Source organism: Confluentibacter lentus, from assembly GCF_002806995.1.
Classification (GTDB): domain Bacteria; phylum Bacteroidota; class Bacteroidia; order Flavobacteriales; family Flavobacteriaceae; genus Confluentibacter; species Confluentibacter lentus.
Window position 1 is genome coordinate 144,966 of sequence record NZ_NIHE01000004.1, and the last position, 22,281, is coordinate 167,246.

22 protein-coding genes are annotated in these 22,281 nt (G+C 34.1%); 13 read left to right on the forward strand and 9 right to left on the reverse strand.

What is annotated here, in order from left to right:
* The first annotated feature begins 2 nt into the window (after positions 1-2).
* From CDH50_RS09625 to CDH50_RS09645, 5 genes are read left to right on the forward strand one after another with little or no spacing between them, the layout of a single operon-like run.
* Positions 3-1,121 carry a glycosyltransferase family 4 protein gene (locus CDH50_RS09625; protein WP_100611985.1) on the forward strand — a complete coding sequence of 373 codons (1,119 nt, stop codon included), beginning with the start codon at positions 3-5 and terminating at the stop codon, positions 1,119-1,121.
* On the forward strand, positions 1,118-2,194 hold the full coding sequence (locus CDH50_RS09630) for a glycosyltransferase (protein ID WP_100611987.1): 1,077 nt from the start codon (positions 1,118-1,120) through the stop codon (positions 2,192-2,194). The genes CDH50_RS09625 and CDH50_RS09630 overlap by 4 nt, the downstream gene beginning before the upstream one ends.
* On the forward strand, positions 2,191-3,549 hold the full coding sequence (locus CDH50_RS09635) for an O-antigen ligase family protein (protein ID WP_100611989.1): 1,359 nt from the start codon (positions 2,191-2,193) through the stop codon (positions 3,547-3,549). The genes CDH50_RS09630 and CDH50_RS09635 overlap by 4 nt, the downstream gene beginning before the upstream one ends.
* Entirely contained in the window at positions 3,503-4,513 is a 1,011-nt protein-coding gene (locus tag CDH50_RS09640; RefSeq protein WP_100611991.1) for a glycosyltransferase family 4 protein, read from the forward strand. The genes CDH50_RS09635 and CDH50_RS09640 overlap by 47 nt, the downstream gene beginning before the upstream one ends.
* Before the next feature lie 57 nt (positions 4,514-4,570).
* Entirely contained in the window at positions 4,571-5,962 is a 1,392-nt protein-coding gene (locus CDH50_RS09645; protein ID WP_100611993.1) for a sugar transferase, read from the forward strand.
* A 61-nt stretch (positions 5,963-6,023) separates the two neighbouring features.
* On the opposite strand, the gene CDH50_RS09650 is transcribed toward CDH50_RS09645, so the two are convergent.
* Together CDH50_RS09650 and CDH50_RS09655 are read right to left on the reverse strand one after the other, a co-directional pair.
* Positions 6,024-7,196 (reverse strand): lipoprotein N-acyltransferase Lnb domain-containing protein, encoded by a 1,173-nt coding sequence (locus CDH50_RS09650; RefSeq protein WP_100611995.1) that lies wholly within the window; start codon positions 7,194-7,196, stop codon positions 6,024-6,026.
* Positions 7,196-8,266 (reverse strand): putative type IX sorting system protein PorV2, encoded by a 1,071-nt coding sequence (locus CDH50_RS09655; RefSeq protein WP_394337010.1) that lies wholly within the window; start codon positions 8,264-8,266, stop codon positions 7,196-7,198. The genes CDH50_RS09650 and CDH50_RS09655 overlap by 1 nt, the downstream gene beginning before the upstream one ends.
* Positions 8,267-8,393: 127 nt before the next feature.
* On the opposite strand from CDH50_RS09655, the gene CDH50_RS09660 reads away from it, so the two are divergent.
* Both CDH50_RS09660 and CDH50_RS09665 read left to right on the forward strand, forming a co-directional pair.
* Positions 8,394-9,131 (forward strand): CDP-alcohol phosphatidyltransferase family protein, encoded by a 738-nt coding sequence (locus tag CDH50_RS09660; protein ID WP_100611997.1) that lies wholly within the window; start codon positions 8,394-8,396, stop codon positions 9,129-9,131.
* Between the two features lie 44 nt (positions 9,132-9,175).
* Positions 9,176-10,051: a DUF808 domain-containing protein gene (locus CDH50_RS09665; RefSeq protein ID WP_100611999.1), complete on the forward strand. Its 876-nt coding sequence runs from the start codon at positions 9,176-9,178 to the stop codon at positions 10,049-10,051.
* Between the two features lie 99 nt (positions 10,052-10,150).
* Here the strand turns inward: CDH50_RS09665 and lptB are convergent, their stop codons facing one another.
* The 4 genes from lptB to CDH50_RS09685 all read right to left on the reverse strand — a co-directional run bounded on the left by lptB (position 10,151) and on the right by CDH50_RS09685 (position 13,040).
* The gene (gene lptB, locus CDH50_RS09670; protein WP_100612001.1) at positions 10,151-10,891 is read right to left on the reverse strand and encodes an LPS export ABC transporter ATP-binding protein; all 741 of its coding nucleotides are present in this window, start codon (positions 10,889-10,891) and stop codon (positions 10,151-10,153) included.
* Positions 10,892-10,952: 61 nt separating this feature from the next.
* Positions 10,953-11,306 (reverse strand): carboxymuconolactone decarboxylase family protein, encoded by a 354-nt coding sequence (locus CDH50_RS09675; RefSeq protein ID WP_100612003.1) that lies wholly within the window; start codon positions 11,304-11,306, stop codon positions 10,953-10,955.
* Positions 11,299-12,123 (reverse strand): twin-arginine translocase subunit TatC, encoded by an 825-nt coding sequence (gene tatC / locus CDH50_RS09680; protein WP_100612005.1) that lies wholly within the window; start codon positions 12,121-12,123, stop codon positions 11,299-11,301. Before tatC ends, CDH50_RS09675 begins: the two co-directional genes overlap by 8 nt.
* On the reverse strand, positions 12,123-13,040 hold the full coding sequence (locus CDH50_RS09685; protein WP_394337011.1) for a KpsF/GutQ family sugar-phosphate isomerase: 918 nt from the start codon (positions 13,038-13,040) through the stop codon (positions 12,123-12,125). The genes tatC and CDH50_RS09685 overlap by 1 nt, the downstream gene beginning before the upstream one ends.
* A gap of 232 nt (positions 13,041-13,272) precedes the next feature.
* Between CDH50_RS09685 and recQ the strand changes: the two genes are divergently transcribed.
* From recQ to CDH50_RS09705, 4 genes are all read left to right on the forward strand, one after another.
* A complete protein-coding gene (gene recQ / locus CDH50_RS09690; RefSeq protein ID WP_100612009.1) occupies positions 13,273-15,477 on the forward strand; it encodes a DNA helicase RecQ in 2,205 nt (734 codons plus the stop codon).
* Between the two features lie 149 nt (positions 15,478-15,626).
* Entirely contained in the window at positions 15,627-16,559 is a 933-nt protein-coding gene (locus tag CDH50_RS09695; protein ID WP_100612011.1) for a peptidylprolyl isomerase, read from the forward strand.
* Positions 16,560-16,622: 63 nt separating this feature from the next.
* On the forward strand, positions 16,623-17,168 hold the full coding sequence (locus CDH50_RS09700; protein ID WP_100612013.1) for a YfiT family bacillithiol transferase: 546 nt from the start codon (positions 16,623-16,625) through the stop codon (positions 17,166-17,168).
* A gap of 9 nt (positions 17,169-17,177) precedes the next feature.
* Complete coding sequence (locus tag CDH50_RS09705; RefSeq protein WP_100612015.1) at positions 17,178-17,663, forward strand: GNAT family N-acetyltransferase; 486 nt, start codon at positions 17,178-17,180, stop codon at positions 17,661-17,663.
* A gap of 9 nt (positions 17,664-17,672) precedes the next feature.
* On the opposite strand, the gene CDH50_RS09710 is transcribed toward CDH50_RS09705, so the two are convergent.
* Positions 17,673-18,230, reverse strand: coding sequence for a thioredoxin family protein (locus CDH50_RS09710; RefSeq protein WP_100612017.1), 558 nt, complete (start codon positions 18,228-18,230; stop codon positions 17,673-17,675).
* Between the two features lie 45 nt (positions 18,231-18,275).
* Between CDH50_RS09710 and CDH50_RS09715 the strand changes: the two genes are divergently transcribed.
* Positions 18,276-18,611, forward strand: a complete 336-nt coding sequence (locus CDH50_RS09715) for a tRNA-binding protein (protein WP_100612019.1) — start codon at positions 18,276-18,278, stop codon at positions 18,609-18,611.
* 79 nt (positions 18,612-18,690) lie between these two features.
* Here CDH50_RS09715 and CDH50_RS09720 read toward each other — a convergent pair whose 3' ends face one another.
* Positions 18,691-19,077 (reverse strand): PUR family DNA/RNA-binding protein, encoded by a 387-nt coding sequence (locus CDH50_RS09720; protein ID WP_100612021.1) that lies wholly within the window; start codon positions 19,075-19,077, stop codon positions 18,691-18,693.
* A gap of 247 nt (positions 19,078-19,324) precedes the next feature.
* Positions 19,325-21,082: an ABC transporter ATP-binding protein gene (locus CDH50_RS09725; RefSeq protein ID WP_100612023.1), complete on the reverse strand. Its 1,758-nt coding sequence runs from the start codon at positions 21,080-21,082 to the stop codon at positions 19,325-19,327.
* A gap of 203 nt (positions 21,083-21,285) precedes the next feature.
* On the opposite strand from CDH50_RS09725, the gene nusB reads away from it, so the two are divergent.
* Positions 21,286-22,230 carry a transcription antitermination factor NusB gene (gene nusB / locus CDH50_RS09730; protein ID WP_232731993.1) on the forward strand — a complete coding sequence of 315 codons (945 nt, stop codon included), beginning with the start codon at positions 21,286-21,288 and terminating at the stop codon, positions 22,228-22,230.
* Positions 22,231-22,281 lie beyond the last annotated feature (51 nt).

The window sequence follows — 22,281 nt, forward strand, 5'->3', positions numbered from 1 at the left end:
TAATGAAATTTTTAATCATAACACATGTTCCTCATAAAAAACCAAATAATCAATGGTTTGCATATGCCCCCTATGTACTAGAAATGAATATATGGTTAAAGTATGTTGATGAGGTAACTATCGTAGCTCCTTTGGTTTCTGGTACTATATCAGACATAGAACTAGCGTACCAACATAAAGATGTTAGGTTTACACAAATTCCATCCATTGCATTTACTTCAATAAAGAAAACAATAAGCTCATTATTTAAACTTCCAGTAATACTGTTTGAGATATTTAAAGCTTGCCAAAAAGTCGACCATATTCATTTGCGATGCCCCGGTAATATAGGGCTGTTAGGATGCTTGGTTCAGATTTTTTTTCCGAATACACCAAAAACTGCTAAATATGCGGGTAATTGGGACCCAAATGCGAAACAACCATTAAGTTATAAGTTTCAAAAGTGGATTTTAAATAATACTTTTTTAACTAGAAATATGCATGTTTTGATATATGGAAATTGGAAAAACCAAACTAAAAACATCAAACCTTTTTTTACGGCCACTTATAAGAATTCTGAAATTGAAAAGCCTCTTGAAAGGGATTATTCTGGGCATTTACAATGTGTTTTTTTGGGTAGTTTGGTAGAAGGGAAACGACCTCTGTTAGCGATTCAAATAATTGAAGCTTTACACGAACAAGGTAAACAGGTGTCTTTAGATATTTATGGGGATGGTGTTTTAAGGGAAGTGTTGCAAAAGTATATTAATGATAATAAACTTGAAACAATAGTTATTCTACATGGAAATCAATCTAAAGACCGTATTAAGGCAACGTTGAAACAGGCTCATTTTTTAATATTAGCGTCTAAATCTGAGGGTTGGCCAAAAGCCATAGCCGAAGCCATGTTTTTTGGTGCTATCCCCATAGCGACCAATATTTCATGTGTGCCTTATATGCTGGATTATGGACGTAGAGGTATTTTAATAGAACCTGATTTAGATAAAGCCATTGCAACTATAAATGAAGCACTAAAAGCTAAAGATTTAAGAACAATGTCTAAATTTGGTATGGAATGGTCCCAACAATTTACATTGGATTATTTTGAGGCTGAAATTAAAAAACTACTGGTCCGTTCATGAAGGTATTACAACTCATAGATTCACTAGATGCTGGAGGTGCAGAACGAGTAGCTGTTAATTATGCGAATTCTTTAGCAAATCTTATTGAGGCATCCTATTTATGTTCGACAAGGAAGGAAGGACTGTTAAAAGAAAGTTTGTCAAACCATGTTGCATATCTTTTTCTAAATAGAAAATCTACTTTTGATTTTAAGGCGATTAAAAAGCTTCATGTTTTTGTCAAAATCAATAAAATTAATATTGTTCACGCACACAGTTCATCCTTTTTTATAGCATCCATTATTAAAATATTAAATCCTAAAATTGCTTTAATATGGCATGATCACTATGGTAAAAGTGAATTTTTAAATGATCGTCCAAAATTTGTTTTAACATGGTGCTCAAAATTATTTGACCATATTGTAACGGTTAATACGCTATTGCAAAATTGGTCTGAGGAAATATTAGGTGTCAAATCTGTTAGTTATTTGCCCAATTTTGCAACTATAAGCACCATACAGCCCATTACACAATTACAAGGGAAAGAAGGCCGCAGAATAGTATGTTTAGCAAATTTAAGAGCTCAAAAAGATCATATTACCTTGCTTGAAGCTTTCAAAACAATTAAAGATAAATATCCAGAATGGACAATGCATTTAATTGGTCAAGATTTTAATGATGCTTATTCGTTGTCGGTTAAAACATTCATCAAGAAAAACAATTTGGAAAGTTATGTTTTTATTTATGGAAGTTGTTCAGATGTTTTCAATATTTTGAGTCAATGCACGATTGGTGTATTAGCTTCAAAATCAGAAGGCTTGCCTTTAGCGTTATTAGAATATGGTCTAGCAAAATTGCCTGTGGTTGCAACCAATGTGGGCGATTGTAGTAAAGTGATCTCAAATGATGAGGAAGGATTTTTAATCTCGTCTGAAAATCATAAAGTTTTAGCCGAGGCTTTGCTCATATATATAAATGATTTAGATTTAAGAGTCCAAGTTGGACATAATTTACATTTAAAAGTATTATCAACTTTTTCACAAGCAAAAGCCATAGAGACACTAATTGAAATTTATAAAACCCATCAAAAATGAAGTTGTCATTATATTACAAACTCCTCATTTTTCATATTGTTTTAGCTGTAGGGGTTTTTGTTTTTAAACCATTGGCACTTGCATATTTTTTATTCATTATTGTATTTTTTACTTATAAAATTTTAATGGCTTCAAAAGGATATAAAACATTTTATGTTTTAGTTTCCTGTGCTTATCTTGTAGGTATTGAAGTGTTTTTAAGAATGAATGGTGGCACTGTTTCTTATGAAGCCATCAAATATTTGGTCATTCTTTTTACGGTTTTGGGCTTAATTAGTAACAGTTTTTCTAATAAAGCATTGATCTATGTGTTATATGTTTTACTGTTGATCCCGGGGATTTTTGTTGCGGTTGCCGATTTGGGTTTTGAAACGGATATAAGGAAAGCTATAGCTTTTAACTTAAGTGGTCCTATTTGTTTAGGAATAACCGCTATTTTTTGTTACAAGCGAACCATCACTTATGGTCAGATAAAAATTATTTTATTGGCCTTGGTGGTTCCATTGGTGAGTATGACGGTTTATTTGTTTTTGTACACCCCTGATTTGCAAGAAGCTATTACTGGCACGGAATCTAATTTTGCTACATCTGGAGGTTTTGGGCCTAATCAAGTAGCAACGGTTCTGGGCATTGGTATATTTGTTTTGGCTACACGTTTCTTTATGTCTAAAGAGGGCTTTTTATATCGTTTTATAGATTTGTTATTGCTGGGTATTTTAACATATAGGGCACTCATTACCTTTAGTCGAGGAGGTGTTATTACGGCTGTTGCTATGATTTTGTTTTTTTTAGGGTTCTATTACTTAAAAGTCAATATTAAAACCAAGTTTCGTTTAAAGTTTTCATTGTTTTTGTTTTTAGCATTTGTAGCTTTTATTTGGATATATAGTTCTATTCAAACAGGAGGTTTTATTGAAAAGCGCTATGCCAATCAAGATGCTGCAGGACGAGAGAAGGAAGATGTTACTACTGGGAGAACCGATTTAATTGCTTTTGAATTCAATGAGTTTATAGATAACCCGTTTTTAGGAATTGGTGTTGGAAAAGTAAAAGAAGAGCGTTTGAATGAAACAGGTGTTGAAGCTGCTTCCCATAACGAAATGAGTCGTATTGTTGCAGAACATGGCTTATTTGGAATATTTGCTTTCTTAATTTTACTCATAGCCCCTTTGGTTTTGAGGTTGAAAAATAAGTCGAACTTGTTTTTCTATTCTTTTTACTTATTTTGGCTTTTAACTATTAATCATTCTGCCATGCGCATTGCAGCACCCGCATTTATTTATGGGCTTTGTTTATTAAATATTAGATATGAAACAACTCCTATACATAGGAAATCTGTTATCGCAAAGGGGTAAAACGCAAACCACTATTGAGACCTTAAGTGAAAATTTAAGAATGGAGGGGTTTACGGTTTACGCGTTTTCTAATAAAATGAATAAGTTATTACGTTTTGTCGATATGCTTTTGGCTGTTCTAAGCCATGCAAATAAGGTAGATTATGTTTTAATAGATACTTACAGTACCCAAAATTTTTATTATGCTTTTTTTATCAGTCAGTTATGTAGGCTCTTTAAGCTCAAATACATACCCATATTACATGGGGGAAATTTACCCAATCGATTAAAGGACAATCCCAAATTATGTGCTGCGCTATTTAACAATGCCTATAAAAATGTGTCCCCGTCGTTATATATTAAATCCGAATTTGAAAAGCGGGGATATTCCAATATCATCTATATTCCGAATTCCATAGATATTAAAAACTACCCGTTCAAACAAAGACCTCATGAATCTGTTAACTTACTTTGGTTACGTTCCTTTTCTAAAATATACAACCCATTTTTGGCCATAAAATTATTAAAGGCTTTAAAAGATGAAGGGCTTCAGGCATCGCTTTGTATGGTTGGGCCGGAAGGTGACGGTGCATTAAAAGAAGCACAAAATCTAGCTAAAGACTTGCAGGTTGAAGTCAAGTTTACAGGGAAACTATCCAAGGACGCATGGATACATCTATCAGAAGATTATAATATCTTTATCAATACCACGAATTTTGATAATATGCCTGTGAGTGTTATGGAGGCTATGGCTTTAGGCTTGCCCGTTGTGTCCACTAATGTGGGTGGCATGTCTTTTTTGATTGAAAATGGTCAAGATGGGATGTTGGTAAATCCAGATGGCATGGAAGAATTTGTAAACGCGATAACACGTATCATCTCTCATCCAAATGACACTAAAACGATGGCTTTAAATGCTAGGAAAAGGGTAGAACAATTTGATTGGGAGACCGTTAAACGGGAATGGCATTCACTTTTACGATAGTTTTTTTAGTTAATATAAATTTCTTACTACCTTTAGGGTCTCTCAATAAAATCCAAAATGTCTCACAAGGGTATCCATTTCAATATTTCAGAACGAAAGGTTCTTTTACGTCTTTTTGATATTTTATCTATACTGGTTGTTTTATATTTTATAAGTGGGACGTTTGAGTTTGATTATATAACGATTACCAAAGAAAATTGGGTTTGGGTTTTTGTACTCGTTATATACATATCCATATTTGGAACCATTTTTGAACTTTATGATTTACAAAAGTCAAGTAAATTTGAGTTAATCTATGGCAATATTATATTAACGGCTTCCGTCACGGTATTGTTCTATTTTTTAACACCATTTTTTACACCCATTTTACCAGACAATAGGCTTCAAATACTATATTTTTATTTAGCCATTATTTTGGCGCTTTTTATGTGGCGCTTTGCTTATGTCACGTTTATTATATCGCCCAGGTTTTATAAAAAAGTATTGATAGTGGGCGAAACATCAAACATTGAAACCATTATTAAGGCGTTTAACGATTCTGATCCTAATTATAAAATTATAGGGTTTGTTAATTGTGAAATAGATACTACCAAAAGTGTAAGATTTAAAGAAATAAAGGAATATGCCCCAAGTGATATGCTTCAAACAATTAAGGATGAAAACATATCGGAAATTGTTGTTGCGAGTTATAACTCTGAAACCATAACATCCGATATTTATAAAGATCTTATGACGCTTCTTGAAAGTGGGTTTTCCATAAAAGAATATACTCAGGTCTATGAAGATATGACGCAACGCATACCTGTTCAGTTTGTGGGCAAGGATTTTTATAAGTATTTCCCATTTAGCAGAAGCAATCAAAACAAAATGTACTTGTTTTTTAATATGTTATTTAACATCGTAATTTCTGTTTTAGGTATTTTGGTTGGGATTGTTTTGTTGCCAATGATTCTTTTGGGGAATGCTTTTGCCAATAAAGGATCTTTATTTTACATACAAGAGCGAGTCGGCAAAAATGGTCACATTTTTAAAATAATTAAATTTAGGACCATGATTAAAAATGCCGAAAAGAATGGTGCTGTTTGGTCTGAAAAAAACGATTCAAGGATTACAAAGTTTGGGAAATTTATGCGAAATACCAGATTAGATGAAATCCCCCAATTTTTAAATATTTTAAAAGGAGACATGAGTTTGATTGGGCCCAGACCAGAGCGCCCACAATTTGTTGGTGAATTGTCGAAAATCCTACCTTTTTATGAAACTAGGCATATGGTTAAGCCTGGGCTTACAGGTTGGGCACAAGTTAATACCAGATACGGCTCTTGTGTAGATGATAGTCTCCTTAAATTACAATATGATTTATATTATATAAAGCACAGAAGTTTTTTCTTAGATATAAATATTTTAATAAAGACATTAAGCACCATGATTTTCTTCAGGGGGCAGTAGTTGTTGGCTGTTAGCTGTTGGGTACTTGGTCTTGGGTTTTAGGCTTTGGGTCGAACTTCTATTATCTATTGGAATAAAGCTTTATCAAATACAAATACCTTATCATCAAGGCTATTAAAAGAGGAATAAGCCCGATGGCGAATACTTGTACGCCAATGATCCAGTGAAGCGTTAAAAGACATAAGAGTATCACCAAAAACTTAAGATATTTAATAAACCAACCGCTTGTTTGTTTTTTTAATAGTTGACCTATCATAAAAATATTAAGCACACAAGCCCAAAGCAAGTTGTAATTTTGGTGGGTTCCTGTGTGGTCGGTTGCAAACCAAAGTAGCAAAATGACTATGCCAATAAGGCCTGTGATACTGAACAGAGTAACATCTAACCAAACACTTTGTTTTTTATTTTTAAAATCTTTGTAAGTGATGAAAAGGATAAGTAACCCCATGATGCCAAAAACGAATAGCGGACTTGTTAAAAAATTTGATGACTCTGGCTTGTCCATTTTTTTATAAAGCACCTTACTTTCTTTTACCAAAGGCTCGCCTGTTTTTTTAATGGTTGCATTTTTAAAAAAGCTATGGATGTATTTAGGTAAAAACATGTGTTCTTCCGGTGACGCCTTTCTATCAATGACAGAGCCTAATGCCAAATCAATTCCAAAACAGCCCCAAGAATTTCTATTTAAATTGCTATGTATTAACTCCCTGAATGTTTGTTGTTTAAAATTATTAGGTTCCTTAAATTGAATCGTATTGTTCAAAGTAATGTTAGTGACATCTTTTATTTTTGTGGCACAATTGTCATAAAAGAAGTCGTATAAATACCGTCTGTTTTCGGGTTTGTAATTGTTGATTAAATAATCAAATAACTTCTGTTTTTCACTTTGCGACAGATTTAAAACCTGTTCTTCAATGGTTCTGTTTTGTAACACATAACTATTAAAAAAATCCTCATAATAATCTACGCCGATTAAGTAATTGAGTTTTCCTTGGGCGAATTTTAAATAAAAATTTGGTGCTGTAAAATCATAAACACCGTAATTAAAAACAAGGTCAGTACCTTTTACCATGTCTTTTATCCTAAACCCATTATGTCCAAAAGAATCATTCAATGAAGCCCCAGGGCCTACGGTAAGCACGCTTATTTCAGCTTTATCAGACAATATATTTTGTTGTGAATATGTTGTCTTAACAAATAAAAAAATGAATAAAATAAAGAGTGTTTTTTGCATTACCTAAAGATACTTAAATCAATTTTTAAAGAAAACACATTAGAATATAGCGCCACGCTTTGGTCACCTATATCGGTAAATGCATAATCTATTTGTACGCCATTATATTTAAAGCCAACACCAAAACTGGGCTGAAAACTCAATTGCTCGGTATTATCGATTTGCAATTCATTTTGAAAATTCCCAACGCCGCCACGTAAATATACCATATCAACATAACCAAATTCGAAACCAAAAGCTGGGTTGATGCTGGCAAATGACGACGAAATAATATCATTGTTTTGCTCAAAACGGACATTCATATTAACGGCTGTCAGTAATGTGTAATCGTAATTAAAATCAAATAATTTTGAGATGCCTATTTGTAATTTAGGTATGGTTATTTCGGTTGTTTCCGGTAATTCTTGATTTTGACCTTCCACGGCATCCCGTATTTTTGCAAATTCGTTTTCATCAATAGCCCAAGCATTAAACGTGGTAGTAATATCGCGAGCCATGACTCCGAATTTCCATTTATTTTCGGTTTTGAACTGTACGCCTAAATCCAATCCAAAACCCCAAGACGAGGCAAAATCGCCAATAATTCGTCTAATGACTTTCGCATTCACACCATAATTAAGTCCTTGTACAGGCAGTTCCCTAGCGTACGAAAACGTGAGTCCGTAATCGGCCGTAGAAAACAAACTAATCCGATCGTAATTTATATTGCCTTGTTCGTCAATCAATTGGGTGGTGTTCAAAATATCATCCACAGCAAACCTTATTAAAGAGATGCCAATGGCACTTTGGTCGTCTAAAGGCATCGCAAAAGCAGCGTAATCATAATTGGCAATGTTGGCAAAATAACTGGAATGCATGAGTGCTAGTTGATTGTCTTCCAAATCCAATAAACCTGCTGGGTTCCAGTACCCGGAATTCACGTCGGCCGTATGCGATGTTACTGCACTGCTCATACCTAAAGCTGCCGCATCAACACCAATATTCATAAACTCATTGGAATATTTCCTAACGGTTTGGCCGAAGAGACTTAATGAAGCAATGAAGAATATGGTGGTTAAGGATGTTCTCAATCGCAAATTTTTTTACAAAGATGCATATAATTTATCAGCTAATAAACTTGAAATAGCAACACTTATTGTTTGATTGTTGTTTTAGACGCAAATTCTTTGCTATTTTTACATCATAGAATTATAAGAGATGAAAAAATATATACCAAATACGCTGACGTTGTTGAATTTGTTCAGCGGAAGTATAGCGGTAACGTTTGTTTTAAATGATGATTTTGTTACCGCTTCGTTCTTTGTGTTCTTAGGTGTTTTCTTTGATTTTTTTGATGGTTTTGCGGCTAGAAAATTGAACGTTCAAAGCGAATTGGGCTTGCAGTTGGATTCCTTGGCCGACATGGTTACCTGCGGATTGGTGCCAGGACTTATCATGTATAAGTTATTGGCTTTATCTGATGCATCATGGGGTCATTCCGATATTGATTACTCTAATTTTGATTTTTCACATATCAACCTTTTACCGCTTTTGGGCTTATTCATTACGTTAGCTTCTGCGTACAGATTGGCGAAATTTAATTTAGATGAAGATCAACAAACCTATTTTAAAGGTTTGCCTACGCCAGCAAATGCCTTGTTTATTATAGCGTTGCCATTAATCATGGAGTTTCAGAATAGTGATTTGATGAATACCATTATTCTAAATAAATGGTTTTTAATAATCATCACATTGGTGAGTTGCTATATGCTGAATTCCGGTATTAAATTATTTGCCTTAAAGTTTAAGGATTGGCGTTTTAAAACCAATGCGACTAGGTATATTTTTATATTTCTATCTGCTTTGTTTATGATTGTTTTGCAATTTGCAGCCATTCCCATTATTATACTGACTTACATTACCATGTCTGTACTGGATAATGTAACTTCAAAATAGAATTTCAGACTTATTAAATCAATTCCCCATCAATAAAGATAAATATGGCATCAGGATTTTTTGCATTATTAGATGATATTTCGGCACTTATGGACGATGTTGTCGTTATGAGTAAGATTTCAACCAAAAAAACAGCTGGCATTTTAGGGGACGATTTAGCAGTGAATGCCGAAAAAGCAACGGGGTTTGTTGCCTCTCGTGAAATTCCTGTGTTATGGGCCATTACAAAAGGTTCGTTTCTTAATAAATTAATCATTCTGCCAGTGGCTTTTTTGCTGAGTGCTTTTTTGCCACCAGCGATAATCGTATTGTTGGTGTTGGGAGGTATTTATTTAGCGTTTGAAGGCGCCGAGAAAATATATGAATTTTTTGTACCCCATAAACATTCATCTGAAGTTATTATTGAAAGAGAACCTACCGAAGAAGAGGTTTTGTTATTAGAAAAGAATAAAATTAAGTCGGCTATTTTAACCGATTTTATTTTATCGGTAGAGATCGTTATTATTGCTCTGGGAACTGTTATAGGGAAAGATCTTTTGTTCCAAATATTGGTGGTTTCCATTGTCGCCATTATTGCAACGGTTGGTGTTTATGGTATTGTAGCGCTTATTGTGAGGATGGACGATTTGGGCTTCAGACTTATAAAAAGAAGCGGGGATAAAAAGGGTGTTTCAAAGACTGTGGGTTTGTTTTTGGTGAATGCGCTTCCTTGGGTAATTAAGAGTTTGTCCGTTATTGGTACCATTGCCTTAATATTGGTGGCAGGAGGTATCTTTGTCCATAATATAGAGTTTTTACATCATTTTCTAGATGTTTTGCCTGCTATTCTTCAGGAATTTGTTGTTGGATTATTAGTTGGGTTTGCGGCTTTTTTGGTAGTTAAGGGTTTTAAGGTGATTTTTAAACGGAATAAGCATTGATAATCAATTGAAAATTTACTGGGTTAGTGGATTCCTGCCTTCGCAGGAAATCGAAGATTCGACGAAGTCAATGACAGTAAATCAATGACGCTTAACGTCCTACTCCCTAATCTTCTTTTTACGAAGTTCAAAATTCTGTCCCAAATACACTTTACGTACCATCTCGTCATTAGCCAATTCTTCTGGTACGCCAGCTTTTAAGATACTACCTTCAAACATTAAGTACGTTCTATCAGTAATGGCTAATGTTTCTTGTACGTTGTGGTCTGTAATTAATATACCAATATTTTTTTTGGTGAGTTGTGCTACAATACGTTGAATATCTTCAACAGCCACGGGGTCAACGCCAGCAAATGGTTCATCCAATAAAATAAAGCTAGGGTCGGTTGCCAAAGCACGGGCGATTTCGGTACGGCGTCGTTCACCACCAGACAATAAATCACCTCTACTTTTACGGATATGTCCTAATCCAAATTCTTCAATTAAGGACTCCATTTTATCATGTTGCTGTTGCTTAGTAAGTTTTGTAAGTTGCAACACGCTTAATATATTATCTTCAATACTTAATTTTCTAAAAACAGACGCTTCTTGAGCCAAATAGCCAATACCGTTTTGGGCACGTTTGTACATGGGGTATTTTGTAATGTCTTTATCATCTAAAAAAATGGTGCCACCATTGGGTTTTATTAAACCAACAATCATGTAAAAAGACGTGGTTTTGCCAGCACCGTTAGGTCCTAGCAATCCAACTATTTCCCCTTGGTTTACCTCAAGGGAAACAGACTTTACAACTTTTCGTCCGCTATAGGACTTCATTAAATTTTCGGCTCTTAAAATCATATCTGTATGGTAAACGCTAAAAATAGCAAAAACATATAACTATTTGGCGTAGGTAAATTAATTAGTTTTTGTGTTGGTCTTCCAAAGCATCCCAAAACTCATAAGCGCGACGTAAATGTGGAATCACGATAGTGCCTCCAACCAATGTGGCAATACTTAAGGCTTCCACAACTTCATCTTTGGTTAATCCTAATTTATAACTGGTTTCTAAATGGTATTTCACACAATCGTCACAACGTAAAACGGCAGATGCCACCAATCCTAAAAGTTCTTTGGTCTTTACATCCAAAGCGCCTTCGGTATATGCGTTGGTATCTAAATTGAAAATGCGTTTAATAACCTTGTTATTATCGGCCAAGATTTTTTCGTTCATTTTAGAACGGTACGCATTGAATTCATTAACGATATCAGACATGTTTCTTTTCTCTTCTTTTTTGATTTCTGATGACGATTCTAGAGATGTATATGCTCACTTCGTATAAAATGAGAATAGGAATGGCTACAATAATCTGGCTCGCAATATCTGGTGGTGTAATGATTGCAGCTAAGACCAATACAATGATTAAGGCATATTTCCTATATTTTTTTAAAAACTCTGGGGTAACCAATCCTATTTTAGTTAAAAAATAAATTACTATAGGGAGCTCAAACACCAAGCCTGATGCTAAAACGGACGATCTTACCAAACTTATATAACTGTCTAAATCAAAATCGTTGTGAACTTGCGAACTCACTTGATAAGAACCTAAGAAATTAATAGACAAAGGGCAAATAATATAATACCCAAACAGAACGCCTATAAAAAACAGGCCAGAGGCTACCATTATAAACCCACGGGAATGTTTGCGTTCGTTTTCATGCAAGGCAGGACTTATAAATTTCCATAGTTCATAAAGTATATAAGGAAAAGCCGCAACAAAGCCAGCTGTTATAGATACCCAAATGTGTGAAGAAAACTGCCCAGACATGGTTCTGCTTTGTATTCTGAAAGGTAATTCTTGAAAACAAAAAGCATCACTCATGCCAAAACTTTTTGCCATATTGCATAAAACTTGATAAGTAATGAAATCTGCTTTTTTAGGGCCTAAAATTAAAACATCAAAGATGAATGTTTTAGCGAAAAAAGCCGCTGTAGCCATAACGACAACAGCTATAACTATTCTTATTAAATGCCATCGTAAATCTTCGAGATGGTCTAGAAACGACATCTCGTTTATGTTCTTTTTTGCCATTATATAATTCCTTCTTTTATTAAATCGTGTAAGTGCACTACGCCTGCATATTTGCCCTTATCTTCTACAAGTAACTGTGAAATGCCATAAACTTCCATCACTTCTTTCGCTTCCAATGCCATGGCATCGGTTTGTATGCGTTTTGGGTTTAAACTCATAATATCTTTGGCAGTTAGTGCTAAAAAATCATCCGTTTTGCTTAACATGCGTCGTAAATCGCCGTCTGTTATAATGCCTATAATGGCATCGTTTTCAACAACAGCAGTAACGCCAAGCATTTTTTCCGTCATTTCAATAATAATATCTTTCATGCCAGTATCTTTAAAAACCTTGGGTTTTAAATTTACGGATGATATATCTTCAACTCTTAAATACAATCGTTTGCCCAAAGCGCCTCCAGGATGGTATTTTGCAAAATCGTTGCTGGAAAATCCACGTAGCTCCAATAAACAAATAGCAAGGGCATCTCCAATTACCAATTGAGCGGTCGTACTTGTGGTCGGTGCTAAATTGTTAGGGCAGGCTTCTTTTTCTACATAAGAATTCAGAACATAGTCTGCCTGCTCCCCTAAAAAAGAATCTTTGCGTCCGGTTATGGCAATTATTTTATTTTTTGCACTTTTAATTAGTGGAATAAGCACTTTAATTTCGGCGGTATTTCCGCTTTTGGAAATGCAAACCACAATATCGTCTTTAAGAATAAGTCCTAAATCACCATGAATGGCATCCGCAGCATGCATAAAAACCGAAGGTGTTCCTGTAGAGTTAAGTGTCGCGACAATTTTATTGGCTATAATGGCACTTTTACCAACGCCAGTGATAATAAGGCGGCCTTTTGAGTTATAAATATGTTCTACAGCTTCAGCAAATTCATCATCAATAAGGCTGGAAAGATTCAATATAGCATCCCCTTCCATCTTAATGGTCTGTGTAGCAGTCGTAATAATAGAATTTTTGTTTTTCAAAATTTATTATTTTTTTTGATTGAAGCTTTTAAAGATTTTATTATCTTTAATGATAATCAGATTAAGTTTTATATTAATTTTGATTATCGTTACAAAACTAACGAAAAAATGAGGGTTCTCTCAATACACAATTAAATTAATTATTCGATTTGTGTTTTTATTTAAATAAAGTTTTATACCGTTCATGTTAATAACAAAAAGTGATTTGCAAGCTGCATTAAAAAAGTATTTTGGCTTTGGTAAATTTAAGGGTCTTCAAGAAGCCGTTATTGAAAGCATATTATCAGGGAATAACACATTTGTCATCATGCCAACGGGAGGCGGTAAGTCTCTTTGCTATCAGTTGCCAGCATTGATGCAGGAAGGAACAGCTATTATAGTATCTCCTTTAATTGCATTAATGAAAAATCAAGTGGATGCCATAAGAGGTATCTCCAACGAAGAAGGTATTGCACATGTATTGAATTCGTCGCTCAACAAAACCGAGGTAAAGCGCGTAAAAGAGGATATAAAAAATGGCATTACTAAACTATTGTATGTCGCACCAGAATCGTTGACCAAAGATGAGAATGTCGATTTTTTACGTTCAGTAAAAATATCTTTCATGGCGGTTGACGAAGCACATTGTATTAGTGAATGGGGGCACGATTTTAGACCAGAATATAGAAATTTAAAGCAAATCATAGGTAGAATAGGTGACGATATTCCGATTATAGGATTAACAGCAACAGCAACACCAAAAGTTCAGGAAGATGTTTTAAAAAATCTTGGCATTCCCAATGCAAAGACATTCAAGGCGTCGTTCAACAGACCTAATTTATATTACGAAGTACGCCCAAAGACAAAAAATGTAGATGCCGACATCATACGTTTTATTAAACAAAATTCAGGAAAATCGGGTATTATATATTGTTTGAGCAGAAAGCGCGTTGAAGAATTGGCTCAAGTTTTGCAAGTCAATGGTATTAAAGCAGTACCCTATCATGCAGGATTAGATGCAAAAAGCAGAAGCAGTCATCAAGATAAATTCTTGATGGAAGACGTTGATGTGGTGGTTGCTACTATTGCTTTTGGTATGGGTATAGACAAGCCAGACGTTCGGTTTGTAATTCATCATGATATTCCAAAAAGTATAGAAAGTTATTACCAAGAAACTGGTAGAGCAGGTCGTGATGGTGGCGAGGGTCATTGTTTGGCTTATTATTCCTATAAAGATATTGAAAAGTTAGAAAAATTCATGTCGGGAAAACCAGTAGCGGAACAAGAAATTGGACAAGCCTTGTTACAGGAAGTCGTTGCTTTTGCTGAAACATCCATTTCCAGAAGAAAATTTATCCTTCATTATTTTGGAGAAGAATTTGACAATGAAACGGGTGAAGGTGGTGATATGGATGATAACGTGCGTCACCCCAAAAAACAACACGAGGCTAAAGACGATGCGAAGTTTCTTTTGGAGACCATTGAAAAGACGAATGAAAAATATAAGTCGAAAGACATGGTCAACGTTGTTATAGGGAAAGGGAATGCCCTTATAAAATCACACAGAACAGATGAACAGCCCTTTTTTGGTAAGGGAAGTCATAAAGACAATAAATATTGGATGGCATTGCTTAGGCAGTTGTTGGTTGCAGGTTATCTAAAAAAAGATATTGAAACCTACGGGGTCATTAAATTGAATGATAAAGGAAGGACCTTTATTAAAAAGCCTGAATCATTTATGATGACCGAAGACCATATTTTTGATGGCGAACAAGAAGATGGCAGTATTGTGACCTCGGCTAAAGCGGTCGGACAGTCTGCCGATGAGGTTTTAATGGGCATGCTCAAGGATTTACGTAAGAAGAATGCCAAAAAATTAGGCGTGCCACCTTTTGTTATTTTTCAAGACCCTTCGTTGGAAGACATGGCTTTAAAATACCCAATAAACCTAACCGAATTAGCAAATGTACACGGTGTAGGTGATGGAAAAGCTAAAAAATATGGTAAGGATTTTGTGGAATTGATTGCCAAATATGTTGAAGAAAATGACATTCTGAGACCAGACGATTTGGTTGTGAAATCAACAGGGAGCAATTCTGCCAACAAATTATACATCATTCAAAATATAGATAGGAAATTACCACTTGACGATATTGCGTCGTCTAAAGGCATGTCCATGCAAGAATTCATCAAGGAAATGGAAGCGATTGTCTATTCTGGCACTAAACTGAACATCAATTATTGGATTGATGATATTTTAGATGAAGACCAACAAGAAGAAATTCATGAGTATTTTATGGAATCGCAATCAGATGCCATTGACGTTGCCATTAAAGAATTTGATGGTGAATATGATGATGACGAACTTCGCCTTTACAGAATAAAATTTATAAGTGAAGTAGCTAATTAGTTTAAGTTAAAAGCTAAAAGTTTTTCATTTAAACTTCCGTCTTCCGTCATTGGTATTTGGTCTTTATTCTTCTTGCACAAAAAATCCTAAATCGTAAATCTTAATTCGTAAATCCTTGTTATCTTTGCGCTTCATTAAAAACGAACGCGATGAAAGACGGTTTATACGCAAAATTCAACACCACTAAAGGAGACATACTTGTAGCCTTAGAATACAAAAAAACACCTGGAACGGTTGGTAACTTTGTTGCTTTAGCTGAAGGGAATTTAGAAAACAACGTAAAACCACAAGGGAAACCTTATTACGACGGATTGAAATTCCATAGAGTCATTCCAGATTTTATGATTCAAGGTGGTTGCCCACAAGGTTCTGGTGCTGGCGGTCCTGGTTATAAATTTGATGATGAGTTTCATCCAGACCTAAAACACGATGGGCCAGGAGTTTTGTCCATGGCAAATGCAGGTCCTGGAACAAATGGGAGTCAATTTTTTATTACCCATGTAGAAACGGCTTGGTTAAATGGTAAGCATACCGTTTTTGGGAAAGTAGTATCTGGTCAAGAAGTAGTTGATGCGATTGCACAAGGTGATGTTATTGAGAGTTTGGAAATAGTTAGAGTAGGGGCGGAAGCCGATGCCTTTAATGCCGTTGAAGCTTTTAGAACATTTGAAGGTTCAAGACATAAAAAATTGGCTGAAGAAAAGGCAAAATCTGAAGCAGAATTGGAAAAATTAGCCGCAGGTTTCAATAAAACCAATAGCGGATTACGTTACCAAATCATTCAAAAAGGAGATGGTGTAAAAGCTGAAAAAGGTAAAAAAGTATCTGTTCATTATAAAGGCCAATTGGCAGATGGAACAGTGTTCGATTCTTCATATAAACGCAATCAGCCTATTGATTTTGCTTTAGGTGTTGGTCAGGTGATTCCAGGCTGGGATGAAGGGGTTGGTTTATTAAAAGTAGGTGATAAAGCCCGTTTTGTTATTCCAAGCGATTTAGCTTATGGAAGTGCAGGTGCAGGCGGTGTTATTCCACCAAATGCCACTTTGATTTTTGATGTGGAATTAGTTGCTGTTAAGTAAAAAAACTTTTATTAAATACTATCCAGAGCACTTATATATTAAGTGCTTTTTTTATATTTATATATGACAAATAATGAACTAGAAACATTGAAATATCCTATTGGTAAATTTGATTTTCCAGATAGCGTAACCAAAGAATATATTGAGGATTGCATTTCCATTTTAGAACACTTTCCTGAAAGATTGGAAATGCTGGTGAAAAATTTATCAGAGGAACAATTAGATACGACCTACAGACCCGAGGGTTGGACCATTAGGCAAACCGTGCATCACTTATCCGATAGCCATCATCATAGTTATACGCGTTTTAAATGGGCATTAACAGAAGAAAAACCCATTATTAAAGCTTACCATGAAGATTTGTGGGCAGAACTCATAGATTCTAAATCAGCTCCTATAACGATGTCTTTGCAACATTTAAAAGCCATTCATTTTAAATTGGTTTATTTACTGAAAAGATTGTCTGATGAAGATTTAAGCAGAAGCTTTATACATCCTGAAACAAAAAAGGAGGTTTCCTTAAAAAGAAATATAGGTCTTTATGCATGGCATAGTAAACATCATTATGCTCATATTGAAAATGTATTAAAACGAAATAATTGGTTGTGATTTTATATTATGATAAGAAACGTACATATAAAAGATGCCAAACAAATAGTTGATATTTATAACTATTATGTGCTGAATTCCATTGTGACTTTAGATTTAGTTCCATTTTCGGTACAAGATTTTGAAGAAAAAATAAAAACCATTTCTAGTCAATTTCCATTTATTGTTTACGAAGAAAATAATGTTTTGTTGGGTTATGCCTATGCAAATACTTTTAGAACTAAGCCAGCCTATAACAGAACAGTAGAATTGACTATTTATTTAAAATATGATGCGTTAGGAAAGCAGATTGGTAAAAAAATGTATTCAGAATTGTTAGATCAACTTAAAAAACAAAACTATCACGTGGTTATTGGTGGATTAACATTACCTAATGACGCAAGCATAAAACTTCATGAAAAATTTGGTTTTGATAAAGTTGCCCATTTTAAAGAAGTTGGCTATAAATTCAATAAGTGGCATGACGTTGGTTTTTGGCAATTAATATTGGATTAACTGGCTATTTTATTTTTTCCATTTAATATTACAGCCAATACTTGGTTTTTGTAATCTGGTATTCACTTTATTTTGAAGCAAACAGTCCAAAGCGTTTCTTAAATCTTTTCCTGTTACTTCAATATTATTTCCGGGTCTGGAGTCATCCAATTGTCCTCTGTAAATTAATTTTAAATCCGCATCAAAAAGATACAAATCAGGTGTGCAAGCTGCATCATAGGCTTTGGCTACGTCTTGGGTTTCGTCATATAAATAAGGAAAGGGGTACTGTTCATTTTTAGCTTGAATTTTCATCTTATCAGGGCCATCTTGCGGATAGTTAATAACATCGTTACTTGAAATTGCTATAAACGACAGACCTTTTTTTAAATAGTCATTGGCGATTTTTACCAATTGATTGTTTATATGAAGTACAAATGGGCAATGGTTACAAATGAACATAATGATTGTTCCGCGTTGGCCTTTTAAATTCTGTAAACTGAAATGCGTGTCACTTACGGTATCTAACAAATTGAAATCAGGAGCAAAAGTCCCTAAAGGCAGCATATTTGATGGTGTATTTGCCATAATAAACGTTTTTTCAAAGTTCGGGATAATTTGTAATTTTAAAAAATGAACGAGACAATAACTTTTGAAGAGTTTGCTAAAGTAGATTTACGTGTAGGAACCATTATTGAAGTCAATGATTTTCCTGAAGCTAGAAATCCTGCTTATCAATTAACGATTGATTTTGGACCACTAGGGATTAAAAAATCGTCCGCCCAAATAACAACTCTGTACAAAAAGCAAGAATTACTAAACAGACAAGTTGTTGCGATTGTTAATTTTCCTAAAAAGCAAATCGCCAAATTTATGAGTGAGTGTTTGGTGCTTGGTGCAGTACAAGGAAAAGATGTGATGCTTTTAAATCCTGAAAAAAAGGTGGTAAATGGAAGTTTGGTAAGCTAAATTATTGTATTTATATAATAAAAAAACCGCTAACTTAAAGTAGCGGTTTTTTTGCCTATGATGTATTGCCTAAAGCCTATTATATATCATCAAAATCAATGTCCGTGAAACTTTCTACAGACTTACCAAATGTTTCAATACTATCATCTTCATCGGTATCATTTTCTTTTTTGAAATCTTTTTGGTGGCGTTCGCTAATAACTTCATCCCCTTTTTCATCAATGATATAGCTGGTCATTTCAGATAATATATCTTTAAACTCATTAAAGTCTTCTTTGTAAATATATATTTTATGTTTTTTGTAATGGAATGAACCATCATCATTAGTAAATTTTTTGCTTTCAGTAATTGTAAGATAATAATCATCGGCTTTTGTTGCTCTTACATCAAAAAAGTACGTGCGTCTTCCTGCCCTTAATACTTTAGAAAAAATCTCCTCTTTCTCCATCATGTCATTTGAATTCATATGTAAATTATTATTTGTTTCTTAATGGTCATATGTTATCGCTTTAATTTCATTGGTGTTTATAAACAAACTTTTTGTTTATCGCGATTTCATAGTTACAGAATTTTATAGTATTATCATTAATTACATCAAAAATCTAAAAAAAATATATACTAACCAACAAATTGCATGCTTTCTTTTTAAGAAGTACACTATTAATTGATAATAAAGCAGTAAAATTTAACAATGATGTGTAAAAAAACATCGGTTAGGTAGTTGTTTCACTAAGTTGTTTTAAATAGAGATGTTTGTAGTATCCATCTACATTTATGAGTGTTTCGTGTGTGCCTTCCTGTACAATTTTACCATCTTCAAGTACAATAATTTTATCGGCATTTTTTGTGGAAGAGACTCTATGGCTTACCAAAATAGTCGTTTTATCGGAAGTTATTTGGTACAGGTTCTTCAATATTTTTTCTTCGGTTTCCGTATCTACAGCGGATAAGCAATCATCAAACAATAAAATTTTTGGCGATTTTATAACAGCTCGTGCAATGGAAATCCGTTGTTTTTGTCCACCAGATAAGGTAATGCCACGCTCACCTAAAATAGTATCATAACCATGATTAAACTTCACAATGTTCTTATGCACATGGGCTTTTTTGGCGGCTTCAACAACCTCTTCATCGGTTGCATTTTCTTTTCCGAACTTGATGTTGTTTTTTATGGTATCGGAAAATAGAAATGCATCTTGTGGTACATAGCCAATACTGTTTCTTAGATCTTCTAGGTTGTGCTGATTTATTTCAATACCATCAATCAGTATTGAGCCTTTATCAATATCATAAAGCCTTCCTATTAATTCCAGAATGGTAGATTTTCCAGACCCCGTTTTACCAATAATAGCCAACGTTTCTCCAGCTTTTAAGGTAAAACTAACACCTTTTAATGCTTCAATATTGGTGTCGTCATAGGTAAAAAATACATTGTTAAAAGAGATATTACCAACAATATTTGTGTGGCCTTTAACGGTATTCTTTATTTCCGGTTCAATGGTCAAAAATTCGTTGATACGCTTTTGGGATGCTTCAGCTTGTTGCACAATGGAAGTTACCCAACCAACCGTAGCAACCGGCCATGTAAGCATGTTTACGTAAATAATGAACTCCGCGATTGTTCCCATACTTTCAATTTCACCGCTTATATATTGCTTGCCACCAATATAAATCACGAGTAAGTTACTAACTCCAATAAGCAAGATCATCATGGGGAAAAATAAGGCTTCAATGCTTACCAGATGTATTTGTTTTTCTTTATTGGCTGTTGAAAGGGCGTCAAAACTAGCAGATGTTTGTGCTTCTAAACTATAAGCTTTTATGACCGAAATACCACTAAATGTTTCTTGTGCGAATGAAGAGAGTTTCGATAGGTATTCTTGGACAATGGTACTACGTTTATGGATTTCCTTACTTAATTTATAAATAGCAAATGATAAAATAGGTAAGGGCAAAATAGTATATATAGTGAGGATAGGGGCTTCGTTAAACATGTAAGCAATGGCAATTACAAACAGCGCAATCGTATTTATGCTATACATAATGGCGGGACCAGCGTACATACGTACACGACCAACATCTTCGCTAATACGGTTCATTAAATCGCCTGTTCTGTTTTTTTTATAGAAGTTTAAGGACAGTTTTTGGTAATGGTCATATACTTCATTTTTTAAATCGTATTCAATGTAACGCGATACGTTAATAATGGTTTGACGCATAAAAAATGTAAGGATACCAGCAATAATGGCCGCGCCAATGATGTAGAGGATGATTTCTGTAAGTTCGCCTTGAATGGTTCTGTCGCCTGTATTTAAGCCTTCGTTATATTTTTCAACCACTTCAAAGATACGTTTTACATATCTTGGTGTGTAAAGCAAAAAAATCCTAGCGACAATAGTAATTACAATACCAATTAAAAGATCCTTTTTGTATTTTAAAAAGTATTTGTTAAGATGCTTCAGTTCTTTCATGTGGTGGCTTCACTAATAAGGGGACAAAGATACATGTTTATACCAATAAATTCATTTTACACGCCACGGCTTAATGTTAAATATACCCTAAAGTATTCCCAATAATAAACGTAAAATAGAAGTTGTTTTTTTTAAAATAGTATTATTTTTGCCGTTCAAAATAAAAAATGATTCATCTTTTTTAATTCAAGTTCTTTGTAAATATGCTGAATAGAAGACATATTCGAGTAAAAGTTATGCAAACCATTTATGCCTTTAAAGGTGGTGAAAGCGATGATTTTAGTCCAAACCAAAAATTCTTGCTTTTCAGCATAGATAATATGTACAATTTGTATTTGCTTTTAATATCGCTGCTCATTGAAGTGCAAAAAAGAGCAGAGGAAGATTTACAGAAAAAGCAAAAGAAACATTTAGCTACACAAGAAGACAAAAATCCGAATCGGAAATTTGTAAACAATGAGTTATTACTTCAGCTAAAAGAAAATTTACAACTTAAAAACCAACTAGATACACATAAAATAGCGTATTGGAGTTTAGATGCCGAATATGTAGATGTTATTTTCAAGGCGATAACTACTAGTGATTTATACAAAACCTATTTACAAACTAAAACCTCGGATTTTAAACAGGACAAAGAATTTATTATAGATATTTTTAAAGACGTTATTGCGCCAAACGAAAAACTTTACGAATATATCGAGGACAAAAACTTAACTTGGTTAGACGATCTTCCAACAATAAATACCACTATTTTGAAATTGTTGAGAAAAGTAAAACCTAGCAATCCAGATAATTATTTTGTGCCTAAGCTATATAAGGATACGGAAGATAAGCAATTTGCCATCGATTTATTCAAAAAAACACTCCTTAACAAAACCTCTTTAAATAAGGAAATTGAGCTTAAAACCCAAAATTGGGACTCAGATCGCATTGCCAATGTCGATTTTGTATTATTACAAATGGCGATTTGTGAGCTTAAAAATTTCCCGTCCATTCCCGTTAAAGTGACCATCAACGAATATTTAGAAATAGCTAAAGAATATTCAACACCTAAAAGCAGTGTGTTTATCAATGGTATTTTAGACAAGTTGGTTAAAGAATATGAAGAGAATGGCACATTGAATAAAATAGGAAGAGGTTTGGTATAGATTTCTGTTAAGAAACCCATAAAAATTTCAAATACACTAAATAATTGTTAC

Bases quoted from the DNA above. Each gene is read 5' to 3' on its own strand.
- CDH50_RS09630 (WP_100611987.1), top strand. From the start codon at position 1,118: ATGAAGGTATTACAACTCATAGATTCACTAGATGCTGGAGGTGCAGAA.
- CDH50_RS09660 (WP_100611997.1), top strand. From the start codon at position 8,394: ATGAAAAAATATATACCAAATACGCTGACGTTGTTGAATTTGTTCAGC.
- CDH50_RS09625 (WP_100611985.1), top strand. From the start codon at position 3: ATGAAATTTTTAATCATAACACATGTTCCTCATAAAAAACCAAATAAT.
- CDH50_RS09720 (WP_100612021.1), bottom strand. From the start codon at position 19,077: ATGAATTCAAATGACATGATGGAGAAAGAGGAGATTTTTTCTAAAGTA.
- CDH50_RS09710 (WP_100612017.1), bottom strand. From the start codon at position 18,230: ATGGCAAATACACCATCAAATATGCTGCCTTTAGGGACTTTTGCTCCT.
- CDH50_RS09635 (WP_100611989.1), top strand. From the start codon at position 2,191: ATGAAGTTGTCATTATATTACAAACTCCTCATTTTTCATATTGTTTTA.
- CDH50_RS09695 (WP_100612011.1), top strand. From the start codon at position 15,627: ATGAAAGACGGTTTATACGCAAAATTCAACACCACTAAAGGAGACATA.
- CDH50_RS09650 (WP_100611995.1), bottom strand. From the start codon at position 7,196: ATGCAAAAAACACTCTTTATTTTATTCATTTTTTTATTTGTTAAGACA.
- lptB (WP_100612001.1), bottom strand. From the start codon at position 10,891: ATGATTTTAAGAGCCGAAAATTTAATGAAGTCCTATAGCGGACGAAAA.
- CDH50_RS09685 (WP_394337011.1), bottom strand. From the start codon at position 13,040: ATGGAAGGGGATGCTATATTGAATCTTTCCAGCCTTATTGATGATGAA.
- CDH50_RS09640 (WP_100611991.1), top strand. From the start codon at position 3,503: ATGAAACAACTCCTATACATAGGAAATCTGTTATCGCAAAGGGGTAAA.
- recQ (WP_100612009.1), top strand. From the start codon at position 13,273: ATGTTAATAACAAAAAGTGATTTGCAAGCTGCATTAAAAAAGTATTTT.
- CDH50_RS09700 (WP_100612013.1), top strand. From the start codon at position 16,623: ATGACAAATAATGAACTAGAAACATTGAAATATCCTATTGGTAAATTT.
- CDH50_RS09645 (WP_100611993.1), top strand. From the start codon at position 4,571: ATGTCTCACAAGGGTATCCATTTCAATATTTCAGAACGAAAGGTTCTT.
- CDH50_RS09725 (WP_100612023.1), bottom strand. From the start codon at position 21,082: ATGAAAGAACTGAAGCATCTTAACAAATACTTTTTAAAATACAAAAAG.
- CDH50_RS09675 (WP_100612003.1), bottom strand. From the start codon at position 11,306: ATGTCTGATATCGTTAATGAATTCAATGCGTACCGTTCTAAAATGAAC.
- CDH50_RS09665 (WP_100611999.1), top strand. From the start codon at position 9,176: ATGGCATCAGGATTTTTTGCATTATTAGATGATATTTCGGCACTTATG.
- tatC (WP_100612005.1), bottom strand. From the start codon at position 12,123: ATGGCAAAAAAGAACATAAACGAGATGTCGTTTCTAGACCATCTCGAA.
- CDH50_RS09705 (WP_100612015.1), top strand. From the start codon at position 17,178: ATGATAAGAAACGTACATATAAAAGATGCCAAACAAATAGTTGATATT.
- nusB (WP_232731993.1), top strand. From the start codon at position 21,286: ATGCTGAATAGAAGACATATTCGAGTAAAAGTTATGCAAACCATTTAT.
- CDH50_RS09715 (WP_100612019.1), top strand. From the start codon at position 18,276: ATGAACGAGACAATAACTTTTGAAGAGTTTGCTAAAGTAGATTTACGT.